11 protein-coding genes and 2 tRNA genes are annotated in these 12,879 nt (G+C 68.7%); all 13 read left to right on the top strand.

Annotated features, from left to right (window positions below):
* Window positions 1–51 precede the first annotated feature (51 nt).
* The 13 genes from gyrA to iolD all read left to right on the top strand — a co-directional run bounded on the left by gyrA (window position 52) and on the right by iolD (window position 12,747).
* Window positions 52–2,742 (top strand): DNA gyrase subunit A, encoded by a 2,691-nt coding sequence (gene gyrA / locus BN1197_RS00845; protein WP_082043503.1) that lies wholly within the window; start codon window positions 52–54, stop codon window positions 2,740–2,742.
* Window positions 2,739–3,290 (top strand): DUF3566 domain-containing protein, encoded by a 552-nt coding sequence (locus tag BN1197_RS00840; RefSeq protein ID WP_082043496.1) that lies wholly within the window; start codon window positions 2,739–2,741, stop codon window positions 3,288–3,290. Before gyrA ends, BN1197_RS00840 begins: the two co-directional genes overlap by 4 nt.
* A gap of 128 nt (window positions 3,291–3,418) precedes the next feature.
* Window positions 3,419–3,492, top strand: a tRNA-Ile gene (locus BN1197_RS00835).
* A 170-nt stretch (window positions 3,493–3,662) separates the two neighbouring features.
* Window positions 3,663–3,848 carry a DLW-39 family protein gene (locus tag BN1197_RS00830; protein ID WP_040155323.1) on the top strand — a complete coding sequence of 62 codons (186 nt, stop codon included), beginning with the start codon at window positions 3,663–3,665 and terminating at the stop codon, window positions 3,846–3,848.
* Between the two features lie 33 nt (window positions 3,849–3,881).
* Window positions 3,882–3,954, top strand: a tRNA-Ala gene (locus BN1197_RS00825).
* Between the two features lie 317 nt (window positions 3,955–4,271).
* Window positions 4,272–4,523: a P-loop NTPase family protein gene (locus tag BN1197_RS00820; RefSeq protein ID WP_040155322.1), complete on the top strand. Its 252-nt coding sequence runs from the start codon at window positions 4,272–4,274 to the stop codon at window positions 4,521–4,523.
* 240 nt (window positions 4,524–4,763) lie between these two features.
* Window positions 4,764–5,408: a CPBP family glutamic-type intramembrane protease gene (locus tag BN1197_RS00815; RefSeq protein ID WP_217991124.1), complete on the top strand. Its 645-nt coding sequence runs from the start codon at window positions 4,764–4,766 to the stop codon at window positions 5,406–5,408.
* 1,032 nt (window positions 5,409–6,440) lie between these two features.
* Window positions 6,441–6,641 carry a hypothetical protein gene (locus tag BN1197_RS00805; protein ID WP_141397156.1) on the top strand — a complete coding sequence of 67 codons (201 nt, stop codon included), beginning with the start codon at window positions 6,441–6,443 and terminating at the stop codon, window positions 6,639–6,641.
* Window positions 6,642–7,121: 480 nt separating this feature from the next.
* Entirely contained in the window at window positions 7,122–8,024 is a 903-nt protein-coding gene (locus BN1197_RS00800) for an ABC transporter ATP-binding protein (protein ID WP_040155318.1), read from the top strand.
* Complete coding sequence (locus BN1197_RS00795) at window positions 8,021–8,773, top strand: ABC transporter permease (RefSeq protein WP_040155316.1); 753 nt, start codon at window positions 8,021–8,023, stop codon at window positions 8,771–8,773. The genes BN1197_RS00800 and BN1197_RS00795 overlap by 4 nt, the downstream gene beginning before the upstream one ends.
* A 1-nt stretch (window position 8,774) precedes the next feature.
* A complete protein-coding gene (locus BN1197_RS00790) occupies window positions 8,775–9,530 on the top strand; it encodes an ABC transporter permease (protein ID WP_040155314.1) in 756 nt (251 codons plus the stop codon).
* A 155-nt stretch (window positions 9,531–9,685) separates the two neighbouring features.
* Window positions 9,686–10,753, top strand: coding sequence for a transaldolase family protein (locus BN1197_RS00785; RefSeq protein WP_040155366.1), 1,068 nt, complete (start codon window positions 9,686–9,688; stop codon window positions 10,751–10,753).
* A 62-nt stretch (window positions 10,754–10,815) separates the two neighbouring features.
* Window positions 10,816–12,747 carry a 3D-(3,5/4)-trihydroxycyclohexane-1,2-dione acylhydrolase (decyclizing) gene (gene iolD / locus BN1197_RS00780; protein WP_040155313.1) on the top strand — a complete coding sequence of 644 codons (1,932 nt, stop codon included), beginning with the start codon at window positions 10,816–10,818 and terminating at the stop codon, window positions 12,745–12,747.
* Window positions 12,748–12,879: the final 132 nt, after the last annotated feature.

The following is a 12,879-nucleotide window of genomic DNA, read 5'->3' as shown; positions in this document are numbered from 1 at the left end:
CCACCTGCCCCTCGCTTCGATCTCTGACGAAGGACTCTGCTCGTGACCGACATGACGCCGATGACCGACCGGGTCGAGCCGGTCGACCTCAACGCGGAGATGCAGCGCAGCTACATCGAGTACGCGATGAGCGTCATCGTGAGCCGCGCGTTGCCCGATGTCCGCGACGGCCTCAAGCCGGTGCATCGCCGCATCGTCTACGCGATGTACGACGGCGGGTTCCGCCCCGACCGCGGGTACAACAAGTGCGCCCGCGTCGTCGGCGATGTCATGGCGCAGTACCACCCGCACGGTGACTCCGCGATCTACGACGCCCTCGTGCGACTCGTGCAGCCGTGGGCGATGCGCTACCCGCTCATCGACGGCCAGGGCAACTTCGGCAACGCCGGCGACGACGGCGCGGCGGCCAGCCGGTACACCGAGTGCCGCATGATGCCCCTCGCGATGGAGATGGTGCGCGACATCCGCGAGGGCACCGTCGACTTCAAGGACAACTACGACGGCAAGAACCAGGAGCCCGTCGTCCTGCCGGCGCGGTTCCCGAACCTGCTGGTCAACGGCAGCGCCGGCATCGCCGTCGGTATGGCCACCCAGATCCCGCCGCACAACCTGCGCGAGGTCGCCGAGGCGGCCACGTGGATGCTCGACCACCCCGACGCCACCCGCGAGGAGCGTCTCGAGGCGTGCCTGCAGCTCATCAAGGGCCCCGACTTTCCCACCGCCGGCCTCATCATGGGTCGCAAGGGCATCGAGGAGGCCTACCGCACCGGGCGCGGCTCGATCGTCATGCGCGCGCGGGTCAACGTCGAGGAGATCCGGGGCCGCACGTGCCTCGTCGTCACCGAGCTGCCCTACCAGGTCAACCCCGACACCCTGGCCAAGAAGATCGCCGAGCTCGCCAAGGAGGGCCGGCTCGCGGGCATCGCCGACATCAACGACGAGACCTCCGGACGCACCGGCCAGCGCCTCGTCATCGTGCTCAAGCGCGACGCGGTGGCCAAGGTCGTGCTCAACAACCTCTACAAGCACACCGCGCTGCAGACGAGCTTCGGCGCCAACATGATCGCGCTCGTCGACGACGTGCCGCGCACGCTGCCGATCAGCGCGTTCGTGCGTCACTGGGTCGAGCACCAGATCGAGGTCATCTTCCGGCGCACGGAGTTCCGCCTGGCCAAGGCCGAGAAGGACATCCACATCCTGCGCGGCTACCTCAAGGCCCTCGACGCGCTCGACGAGGTCATCGCGCTCATCCGGCGCTCGCCCTCGGCCGATGTCGCCCGCACGGGCCTCATGGAGCTGCTCGACGTCGACGAGATCCAGGCCACCGCGATCCTCGACATGCAGCTCCGTCGCCTCGCGGCCCTCGAGCGGCAGAAGATCATCGACGAGCACGACGCGCTCGAGGCGCTCATCGTCGACTACCAGGACATCCTCGCCAGGCCGGAGCGGCAGCGCGGCATCGTCAAGGAGGAGCTCGCCGAGATCGTCGCCCGCTACGGCGACGACCGGCGCACCGAGGTCGTGCCGTACGACGGCGAGGTCTCGATGGAGGACCTCATCCCGCGCGAGTCGGTCGTCGTGACGATCACGCGCGGCGGCTACGCCAAGCGCACCCGCGTCGAGGAGTACCGCTCGCAGCGGCGCGGCGGCAAGGGTGTGCGCGGAGCGACCCTGCGCGGCGACGACATCGTCGAGCAGTTCTTCGTCACCACCACCCACCACTGGCTGTTGTTCTTCACCAACCTCGGCCGGGTCTATCGCGCGAAGACGTACGAGCTGCCCGAGGGCGGGCGCGACAGCCGCGGCCAGCACGTCGCCAACCTCATGGCGTTCCAGCCCGATGAGCACATCGCGGGCGTCCTCGCCATCGAGGACTACGACGCCGCCCCCTACCTCGTCCTCGCGACGAGGAACGGCCTGGTCAAGAAGACGCGGTTGGCGGAGTTCGACTCCCCCCGCAGCGGCGGCCTCATCGCCGTCAACCTGCGCGACGGCGACGAGCTCGTCGGAGCGCGGATCTGCTCGGCCGAGGACGACCTGCTGCTCGTCTCGCGCAAGGGGCAGTCGGCGCGGTTCCACGCCAGCGACGACATCCTGCGCCCGATGGGCCGGGCGACCAGCGGCGTCACCGGCATGAAGTTTCGTGACGGCGACGACCTGCTCGCGATGTGCCTCATCCGCGACGGCGAGGACCCCGACATCTTCGTCGTCTTCGAGAACGGGCTCGCCAAGCGCACCCCGGCCTCGGACTACCCCGTCAAGGGCCGCGCCGGCCTCGGGGTGAGGGTGGCGGCGATCAGCGAACGCGGCGGCGACCTCGTCGGTGCGCTCGCGGTCGACGAGACCGACGAGGTCATGGTCGTCATGGAGAAGGGCAAGATCGTGCGCTCCCGCGTCGACGAGGTGCGTCGCACCGGCCGCAACACGATGGGCGTACAGTTCGCCAAGCCCGACCGTGGGGATCAGATCGTCAAGGTCGCCCGCAGCCGCGAGCAGGCCGTCGAGGACGAGGTCGAGGCCGAGATCGTCGAGGGCGCGGGCCCTGACGGCGAGGGTGCGGTCGAGGTGGCCGACGTGGTCGATGCCACCGACGAGATCGACGATGTCGACGCGGTCGAACCTGTCGACGTGGCCGAGACGGATGACGGCCGCGACGACCTCGATGAATCCGGTGATGAAGTACGGTCGTCTGGGCGGGGTCACGGTGGCTCGGCCGAATCTGACGAGGAGGGTTCGGAGTGAGTACCTCAGGAGGTCGACCCGTCGCGGGGTCGCAGTCCGGAGCTTCGCCTCGCACCTCCCGCCCCTCGGGTCAGGAGCCGGGCGGCCCGGCGGCTCGATCGGCGACGGCGACGCAGACCCAGCCTCAGGCCCAGCAGCGTCCGGCGCAGCGCCCGGCTCCGAGTTCGCGGGGTGACGAGCCCCGCAAGGTGCGGTTGACGCTGTCGCGGCTGGACCCGTTCTCGGTCATGAAGATCTCGTTCCTGTTGTCGGTGGCCGTCGCGATCGCCGGCGTGGTCGTCGTCGCGGCGCTGTGGATGATGCTGCAGGGCATGGGCGTGTTCTCCACGATCAACGACACGCTCAACGAGCTCGCGCAGTCGACCAACCAGACCACCGAGATCAACGTGCTCGAGATCCTCAGCTTCGGTCGGGTGCTCTCGCTCGCGATCGTGCTCGGGGTGGCCGACGTCATCCTCGTCACCGCGATCGCGACGCTCTCGGCGGTCATCTACAACATCTGTGCGGCGCTGGTCGGGGGCCTGTCCTCGACGTTCACCGACGTCTGAGGCCGGTTGAGAGGCCTGCTCTCCCGGGTGTTGGGAGCGGGTTCACGTCGTTTTGGTGTTGCTCCGCTCGTGCGCTAACGTGGGTGGGCGCCCGGCCGATCGACACGATCGGTGGGCACGTACCCAGCGGGCCTATAGCTCAGACGGTTAGAGCGCTTCCCTGATAAGGAAGAGGCCACAGGTTCAAGTCCTGTTAGGCCCACCCGCTCGAGAAGCCGATCCTCCACGAGGGTCGGCTTCTTGCGTTGTGTGGTGTGCGCCGGCGGCCAGGTCAGGCGCGGCGCGCGGCGATTCGGGGGCGGGCGGGGTTGCCGGTATCATCGTGGGGAGCCGCCTGATCGGCGGCTCGATCGCGTCGAAGGGGTATGTGGCATGAAGCGGATCGTGGCGCTCGTCGTCGCAGCCGCAGGTGCGGCGGTCATCGGTCAGCGGTGGCAGGCGCGTCAGGCCGAACAGGCGTTGTGGGCCGAGATCACCGACCCGGCACCGCACGACCACCTCGACTCGACGCACCGTCCCGCTCCGGCGGAACGCAGCGACCTCGTCGGATCACACTGATCTCGACATCGAACGGCCAGACCGGTCGTTCACGGGGCCTTGGCGCAATTGGTAGCGCACCTGCTTTGCAAGCAGGGGGTTAGGGGTTCGAGTCCCCTAGGCTCCACATTTCACCTGGTCAGAGGCCCCTCTCTTCAAAGAGAGTGGCCTCTGCTCGCGTCTGGAGAGAGTTCTCCACGACCCGCGTTCTCGCAGCTCGTCTGCGTGAGCAGGGTCCGACTCTCCTGCTGTTCGTGGCCGCGGCGGCACTGGTGTGCGACGCCGATCGTGGTCTGCCGAGGTGGGCTGGGTCGGGCGACAGCGCCGATCGTGGCGGCGACCTGCTTCGTCCTCGGTGCGCGATCGGTGCGTGATGGCGATGTCAGAGCTGTCTTGGCGCCGTGAAACACCGAGCGTGAGGCGTTCGACTCCACGACAGGCGTCGTGCCCGGCCGGGCGGGTGCGCTCGACAGCGGGGCCTCGGACGCGGTGCTCGACCTGTTGCTGCAGGTCAACGCCGAGGGCGTGGCGGTCGTCCTCGTCACCCACGACCCCCGCGTGGCGGCGCGGGCTCAGCGGCTCCTCGTCCTCGCCGACGGGCAGCTGTGCGCCCACGTGGACCTGGGCCCGTTCGTGCCCGACGAGCTCGACGCCAGGACCCGGGCCGTCACGGACGCACTCGACCAGCATCGCTGACCGCGACCCCTCGCCCTTCGCCTCGATCGATCACCCCGCCACCCGGCAGACACCTGCCCGCCGCGCTCAGTTCACGCTGTTGTCCTGAGCGAGTGACAGGTCCGTCCCTATGGTCACCGGAGGCTCCCGGTGTCGGGCCGGGACCCACACGAGCACGGGGGCATCATGCGGACGACCACGACATCGGACACCTCCACGCTCGCCCTCGGGGCGGGGACGGCGTGGGGTCGAGCTCTCGGCATGACCGCCGTGCTGTGGCTGGTGCTGGGTCTGGGATGCTTCGGTTTCGGCGCGAGCTACGTGCACGACAACGCCGGCGTCGACGTGCAGGCCGCGTTCCTGCTGGACATCGTGTTCGTGGCCGGCTTCCTCGTCGTCACGGCCATCACCCTCGTCTGGCACCGACGCACTGGCGGAACCCTCGCCGACCTGGGATGGCGTCGCCCCACGACGACGTCTGCCCTCGTGGTCGGCGTCGTCTTCGGCGTGCTGTGGGCGGCTCTCACGTTCGCGCGAGGCGGAGATCCGCTGGCGATGCCGTGGCAGCGCTGGCCCATGATCCTCGCCGGCCCGGTGCTCGCGTTCGGCGAGGAGGTAGCGCGGGCTTTCATGCTGCACAACCTGCATCGGGCGCGGGTGCCCGTCTGGCTGCAGATCGTGTTCGGTGGCGTGGCCATGGGCAGCTACCACGGGTTCGTCGGCGGCCACTACACGATCACGTACGCGATCTCGTCCTTCATCATGTTCGCGCTGCTCTCGGCGCTGTACGTGTGGGGCCGGCGCAGCCTCACGCCCGTGCTCGTCGGGCACGCCCTGCCGCACATGCTCGCCGATCCGGTGCTGACACAGGGCATCCTCCACGGCGTGCGCGCGATGGGCGGCTGACGACACCGCGTCGTTCTGCGGGGCGTCGTCAGGCGTAGCTGCATTTCGACGATACGGGCGGCCCCTGGCGGTGTGACAGCCTCGTGACCTGCGGTTCTTTCAAGCAGGGTGCCGTTCATGTAGTCGAAATGCCGCTACGCCGCGGATCTCCACCTGAGGTCTCACGGTCAGTCCCGGAACGTCCAGCACGCACGCCCGCAGTGCGGACTCGAACGGGTTGGCGGCTCCGGGGGTGTGCGTGTTCGGCCATCCACCGGACCTCGACGACCGAGACCGACGCGCACGGGGTTCGTCGTGGAAGATGGGATGGCAGCGATTCGGGGGTGATCACCCCACTCCTCCTGCCATCCCATCTTCCACCTCGAGTGGGAGCAGGCCCCGATCCTCTGGGAAGAGCCCCTGGAGGCCGGCCTTGTCGTAGGTCCGGTGCCCCAGCAGAAGCGCTCCGCACCGGTCGAACCAGGAGTCGACGGCCGCGCCGACGCCCTCGTCGAAGACCGGCTTGAGCCAGCCACCGTTTGCCGACAACCCCGAGGGGAACGAGCTGTTCTCCACCTACGTCAGCCCTGCCGGCCACCCCGTGGACTTCGGCCTCCACCCGGGCGACTGACGCGGACACCGATACGGCATCGCGGAGTTCGCGCAACAAAGACCGGTCAGTCTGCCGACCTGATCCTGCTGGACGTCTGTGACCAGCGGAGATTCGCGGGCAGGTGATCCAAGGCCGCGTGATGACCGGTCTTTGTTGCGCGAGTGTCGGCGAGCTGCGACGCCGAGCTCAGGCCGCTGTCCGGTCGCCTGCGGATCGAGAACGTCCTCGCGAAGTGACCGATCCGCGATGGCAAACGTCGTGGAAGTTGGGATGGCAGCGATCCGGGGTGATCACCCCACTTCCGCTGCCATCCCGTCTTCCATGTCGAGGCAACATGGCGGAGATGTGGGGACGGGCGCCGTGTCAGGGGAGGCTCCGAGGGTCGGCCACTGTCCCCTACCCGTCAGTTAAACGATAACCACTCTCATATACGTGTGCGCGTGCTCCGCTCCCGAACCTCTCGACCGCTCGAGGGCATGGCCGCCCACGCCGAACGACGGGCGCAGGTGTGGGCCGGGGTGAGTCCGAACGCCCTTGCTCCGCTCTCGTTCCACCTCGAGTCCATGCGCGCCGCGGGCTGGACCGAGGCCGACGTCGTCTGGCGCTACCTCGACGACGTCATCGTCTTCGGCCGGCGCTGAGGATCGAGGCGTTCGGAGACGCGATCTGCCTGCAGCGGCGGACGGGGTGTCGGGAAACTCGCGCAACAAAGACCGGTCACTGTCTCGGCTCGATTCGGCGTCAGGCCCCTGACCAGGGGAGATCTCGCAGGTCGGAGTTCGAGTCGGCACAGTGACCGGTCTTTGTTGCGCGAGTGTCGTCGAGCCGTGCTGCCGGGTGTGGGACTGCGGTGCCGTGAGAGGCGGAGACGAGGACACCGTCCCCGATTGACCGACCCGTGATGGCAGGCGTCGTGGAAGGCGGGATGGCGGCGATTCGGGGGTGATCACCCCAGGTCTGCTTCCACCCCATCTGCCATCTCGGGTGGCCCGGGGTACGCGGGGTGCGGGTGGTGGGGTCGTGGCAGTTGCGCGCCGGGGCATCCTCCTCCCCCGGGAGGAGGCGCCGAATCGTCCTCGAGCAGGGCGACGCACGGCACCGCCGACACGCATCGTCGAGACATGGACATCGTCACCACTCATCGACTCGGCAAGACGTATGGATCGCACTGTGTCGTCGACGATCTCGAGCTCCTCATCCCGGCCGGGTGCGTGTACGGATTCCTCGGCCCGAACGGATCGGGCAAGTCGACGACGATGAAGATGCTCCTCTCCCTCGTGCAGCCGAGTTCGGGCGAGGTCGAGGTGCTGGGACGCCCGATGACCCGTCGAACCCGGCGCGAGTTGCTCACCCAGATCGGCTCGCTCATCGAGGCCCCGCCGGGATACGGGCATCTGACCGGCGGGGAGAACATGCGGATCGTGCAGCGCTCCTTGGGTCTCGAGGACGGCCAGGTCCAGAGCGCGGTGGACATCGTGCGGATGGGCGAGCAGATGAACAAGCGCGTCCGCGACTACTCCCTCGGCATGAAGCAGCGTCTCGGGATCGCGATGGCCCTGGCTCGGGAGCCTCGACTGCTCATCCTCGACGAGCCGACGAACGGCCTCGACCCGGCCGGCATCGAGGAGATCCGGGGCCTCGTGCGGACCCTCGCCGACCGTGGAGTCACCGTCATGGTCTCGAGCCACCTGCTCGGTGAGATCGACAGGACGGCCGACCGCCTCGGCATTCTCAGTGCGGGGCGCATGGTGTTCCAGGGCACCCGGGCCGAGTTGTTCTCGGCCTCCACGCCCGACGTGCTCATCCGGACCGCCGACCAGGAGGCGGCCCTGCACGCGCTCTCCGGTCGCGTGCCGGCGCACCTCGACGACGACATCCTCCGGATCAGCGGCATGGACGAGGACGACACCGCCGACATCGTTCGGACCCTCGTCGGCGCGAACTGCGCGATCTACGACGTCCGACGCGACGAGCAGTCGCTGGAGGACGTCTTCATGGACATCACGGCAGGAGGTCGGCTGTGAACGCCCTCGTCCGCAACGAGTACGCCAAGATGCGCCGCCTGCACGTGGTGCCCGTGATGGCGCTGCTCATGGTGGGCACCTCGGGCCTGACCATGTTCTACGCGTTGCTCTCGGGACTGCTTGACCACGCGGCCTCCCCCGATGGGCACGGCTGGAAGATGCTGTTCGCCGGGTTCGGCATGGCCATGTCCCTCGCCGCTCCCGTCCTCCTGGCGGTGATCGCCAGTCGGCAGGTGGAGGTCGAACATCTCGGCAACGGCTGGTTGGCGTCGAGCACCTCCGGGCACACCCCCGGCCGGGTCTGCCGTGCCAAGTTCGTCTCCCTGGCCCTGCCGGTCGTGGCGGTGACCGTGATGTCGGGGCTGCTCGTCGTGGCGTTCGGGACGGTCATGGGAGTCACCGCGCCGGTCCCCGGTGCGCGGTGGATGGCGTACGTCGCCGCTCTCGTCGTCGTCAACCTCGCGGTGCTCGCGTTCCACGTCCTGCTGTCGGCCAAGGTCGAGAACCAACTCGTGTGCATCGGGGTCGGAGTCATCGGCATCTTCCTGGCCGTGTTCGGGCAGCTGTTCCCGGCGTGGCTCGCGCATCTTCTTCCCTGGGGTCACTACCCCCTGACCACGCAGGCCGACTTCGTCGGCGAGCAACTCGTGTACTTCGACCCGCCCGGTGCGAGTGTCGTCGTCCTCGCTCTCGCCGGCACCGCACTGTTCTGGTTCGTCACCGACCGCTTCGACCGTCAGGAGGCCTGACATGTCCGCGATCCTGCTCGAATTCGTCAAGCTCAAGCGCTCGCTGAGTTGGGCCGTCGTCGTGGTGCTGCCCGTCACGATGGTCGTCGCCGGTTCGGTGAGCACCGCCGTCTCGGACGGGTTCTCCGACGGGTGGCACACCTTGTGGATCCGCTCCATCGGCTTCTACGGCATGGCGGTCGTGTCCGCCGGCATCGCCATCCTCGCCTCCCTCGTCTGGCGGGTGGAGCACCGCGGCGGCAACTGGAACGCGTTGATGAGCGGCACCCGGCCGACGTGGACGATCGTGGCCGGCAAGACCGCCGCCGTCTCGATCCTGGCCGCCGTCATGCAGCTCGTGCTCCTGCTCACCGTGGTCGTGCTCGGCAAGGTGGCCTTCGGGCTGCCGGGGATGCTGCCCGGCACCTACGTGGTCACCAGCCTGCTCATCGCGGTGGCCCAGATTCCCGTCGCCGCACTTCAGTCGGCGCTCTCCACGTTCATCAGGTCGTTCGCGGTGCCGGTGGCACTCGCCCTCGTGCTCACCGGGGTCGGGACGATGGCGTTGCTCCTCAAGGTGCCGGCCGCGTTCCTCCTGCCGCAGGCCCTGCTCACGCAGACCACGCAGATCGGCAGCCGGATGCAGATGACGAGCTTCACCGTGACCGATCTGAGCCTCGGGAGTTCGGCGACGACGGTGGTGACCTCGCTCGTCCTCGCCGCCGCCGTCATCGCGATCACGGCCGCGGTGCTCGACCGCACCGATTCCCGGGTCTGAGAGCCGAGCAGACGTACCCGGGCCCCCTGACCATCGAAGATCCGGGCCATCAGTGAAAAATGTCAGGACAATAGATTGACAGAGCCGTTGTTCGCTGGTGGGATGAGAGGCGACGGGGCACGACGCCCACGACCGCCCTCGACGTGGAGGAACCGATGACGAACAGCCGCCCGCTCAACACGATGGTCGAGAACGGCCCGACCGTCCTCTGGAACGACTCCGCGACGATCTCCGAGCTCACCGAGTCCATCTCCTACGGCGCGGTGGGAGCGACGTGCAACCCCGTCATCGCGCTCGCCGCGATCAAGTCCGACCTGCCGCGCTGGTCGGCCCGTATTGCCGAGCTCGCGAAGGAGATGCCGACCGCCGGTGAGTCCGAGATCGGGTGGAAGGTCGTCGAGGAGGTCTCGATCGACGCGGCCAAGCTCCTCATGCCGTCGTTCGAGAAGTACAAGGGCGTCAACGGCCGCCTGTCGATGCAGACCGACCCCCGCCTGCACCGCGACGCCAAGGCCCTCGCCGACCAGGCCGAGCACTTCTCCTCGCTCGCGCCGAACATCATCGTCAAGATCCCGGCCACGCAGACCGGCATCGAGGCCATCGAGGACGCCACGTATCGCGGCGTGAGCGTCAACGTCACCGTCTCGTTCACCGTTCCCCAGGCCGTCGCCGCAGGTGAGGCCATCGAGCGTGGTCTGAAGAGGCGTGAGGCCGAGGGCCTGCCGACAGAGGACATGGGCCCGGTCGTCACGATCATGTGCGGTCGCCTCGACGACTGGCTCAAGCACGTCTACGACCGCGACAAGCTGTGCTTCGACCCCGGTTACCTCGAGTGGGCCGGCGTCGCCGTGTTCAAGGAGGCCTACCGCATCTTCGGCGAGCGCGGCCTGCGTGCCCGCCTGCTCTCGGCGGCCTACCGCAACGCCCTGCAGTGGACGGAGTTCGTCGGCGGCAAGGTCGTGCTCTCCCCGCCGTTCGCGTGGCAGCAGCGCTTCCAGGCCAGCGACATCGACCCCCAGCCGCGGATCGACGTCCCCGTCGACGCCCACGTCCTCGAGACCCTCAAGACGATGCCGGAGTTCGTCAAGGCGTTCGACGTCGACGGCATGACGCCCGAGGAGTTCATCACCTTCGGCGCCACCCGCAAGACGCTGCGCCAGTTCCTCGGTGCTGACGAGGATCTCGACGGCATCGTGCGTGACATCCTCATCCCGGCCCCCTGATCCGCAACACCACCGCGAGCGGAGGCCGGCGCCCCCGCCCGCAGCATCCTCAAGGAGAGACGATGGCGTCCAGCAACACGGTCCGCCTGACGGTCGGCCAGGCCGTGGTGAAGTTCCTCGCCCAGCAGTACAGCGAGCGCGACGGCGTCGAGCAGCGCCTCGTGCCCGGTTGTTACGGCATCTTCGGCCACGGCAACGTGGCCGGCCTCGGGCAGGCGCTGCTCCAGGCCGAACTCGCCGCCACCGAATCCGGGGATGCCGCGGGCGGGCTGGCCTCCGAGCTGCCGTACTACCTCGTGCGCAACGAGCAGGGCGCGGTACACGCGGCGGCGGCCTACGCGCGCACGACGAACCGGCTGCAGACGATGGCCGTGACCACCTCGATCGGTCCCGGCGCGACGAACATGGTCACCGGCGCCGCGCTCGCGACGACCAACCGGCTGCCCGTCCTGCTCTTCCCCTCCGACATCTTCGCCACCCGTGCGCCCGACCCCGTGCTGCAGCAGCTCGAGGATCCGACGAGCCTCGACGTCTCGGTCAACGACACGTTGCGTCCGGTCTCGCGGTTCTGGGACCGCATCAACCGGCCCGAGCAGCTCGTCCCGAGCCTGCTCGCCGCGATGCGCGTGCTCACCGACCCGGCCGAGACGGGCGCCGTCACGATCTGCCTGCCGCAGGACATCCAGGCCGAGGCCCACGACTGGCCGGTGGAGTTCTTCCGCAAGCGCGTGTGGCACGTCGCCCGCCCGGCGCCCGAACGGGTCATGCTCGACCGGGTCATCGAGCAGATCTGCGCCGCGAAGCGCCCGCTCGTCGTCGCCGGTGGCGGCGTCGTCTACTCCGAGGCGAGCGAGCAGCTCCGCGCTTTCGCGAGCGCGACCGGCATCCCCGTGGCCGACACCCACGCCGGCAAGGGCGCCATCAACTGGGATCACGAGTGCGCCGTGGGTGGCGTCGGCTCGACCGGTGCCTCCTCGGCCAACGCTCTCGCGCGGGAGGCCGACCTCGTCATCGGCATCGGCACCCGGTACTCCGACTTCACCACCGCGAGCCACACGATCTTCGCGAACCCCGACGTGCGCTTCGCCAACATCAACGTCGCGGCGTTCGACGCGGCCAAGCACAGCGCGACGATGCTCGTCGCCGACGCCCGTGACGCCCTGATCGCCCTCACCGAGAAGCTGTCGGGGTGGAGCGTCGAGGACGCCTACCGGGAGCGCACGCGAGAGCTCGCCGCGCAGTGGCGCCGCGCCACCGACGAGTGCTACCACCGCGACCACACCCCACTGCCCGCCCAGACCGAGGTCTTCGGCGCCCTCAACGAACTCATGGGCGAGAAGGACGTCGTCATCAACGCCGCCGGCTCGATGCCCGGCGACCTGCAGGCCCTGTGGCGCGCGAGCACTCCCGAGCAGTACCACGTCGAGTACGCCTACTCCTGCATGGGATACGAGATCCCCGCCGCGATGGGCACCAAGATGGCGCTCGAGGATCACGGCCATGCCGATCGGCAGGTCGTCGCCATCGTCGGCGACGGCACCTACCAGATGATGCCGATGGAGATCGCGACGATGGTCGCCGAGGGCCTCAAGGTCATCATCGTTCTCCTGCAGAACCACGGTTACGCCTCGATCGGCGCGCTGTCGGAATCCCGCGGTTCCCAGCGCTTCGGCACGAAGTACCGCATGCGCAGCCGCGACACCGGGCGTCTCGACGGCGAGAACGTGCCCTTCGACCTCGCCGCGAACGCCGCGAGCTGGGGGGCGGACGTGCTGACCTGCGACGGCATCGCCGCCTTCCGCGAGAACTACGAGAAGGCCGCCGCGAGCGATCGCCTGACCGTGCTCTACATCGAGACCGACCTCACCGGCCCCAACCCGCCCGCGACCGCCTGGTGGGACGTGCCCGTGAGCCAGGTCTCCGACCTCGAGAGCACCCGGACCGCGTTCGAGGAGTACACCGCCGAGAAGGCGGATCAGCGCCAGTACCTCTGACTCTTCCTCCGGCTCGTAGAACGTCGACGGCGGCCCGCAGCGGCCGCCGTCGCCGTGTGGCGCGGCGCGCACCCGCCTGTGACGATGCCGCTGCCTGAGGAAAGGTCTCGCGCGGCAGGTGGCGAGAGGACG

The organism is Mobilicoccus massiliensis, from assembly GCF_000826525.2.
In the GTDB taxonomy this organism is placed as follows: Bacteria; Actinomycetota; Actinomycetes; order Actinomycetales; family Dermatophilaceae; genus Mobilicoccus; species Mobilicoccus massiliensis.
This window is presented reverse-complemented; position numbering and strand designations above follow the sequence as displayed.

What these genes read in the sequence shown, in the direction of transcription:
- iolD (WP_040155313.1), top strand. Translation starts at nt 10,816, where the DNA reads ATGGCGTCCAGCAACACGGTCCGCCTGACGGTCGGCCAGGCCGTGGTG.
- BN1197_RS00785 (WP_040155366.1), top strand. Translation starts at nt 9,686, where the DNA reads ATGACGAACAGCCGCCCGCTCAACACGATGGTCGAGAACGGCCCGACC.
- BN1197_RS00800 (WP_040155318.1), top strand. Translation starts at nt 7,122, where the DNA reads ATGGACATCGTCACCACTCATCGACTCGGCAAGACGTATGGATCGCAC.
- BN1197_RS00790 (WP_040155314.1), top strand. Translation starts at nt 8,775, where the DNA reads ATGTCCGCGATCCTGCTCGAATTCGTCAAGCTCAAGCGCTCGCTGAGT.
- gyrA (WP_082043503.1), top strand. Translation starts at nt 52, where the DNA reads ATGACGCCGATGACCGACCGGGTCGAGCCGGTCGACCTCAACGCGGAG.
- BN1197_RS00815 (WP_217991124.1), top strand. Translation starts at nt 4,764, where the DNA reads ATGACCGCCGTGCTGTGGCTGGTGCTGGGTCTGGGATGCTTCGGTTTC.
- BN1197_RS00830 (WP_040155323.1), top strand. Translation starts at nt 3,663, where the DNA reads ATGAAGCGGATCGTGGCGCTCGTCGTCGCAGCCGCAGGTGCGGCGGTC.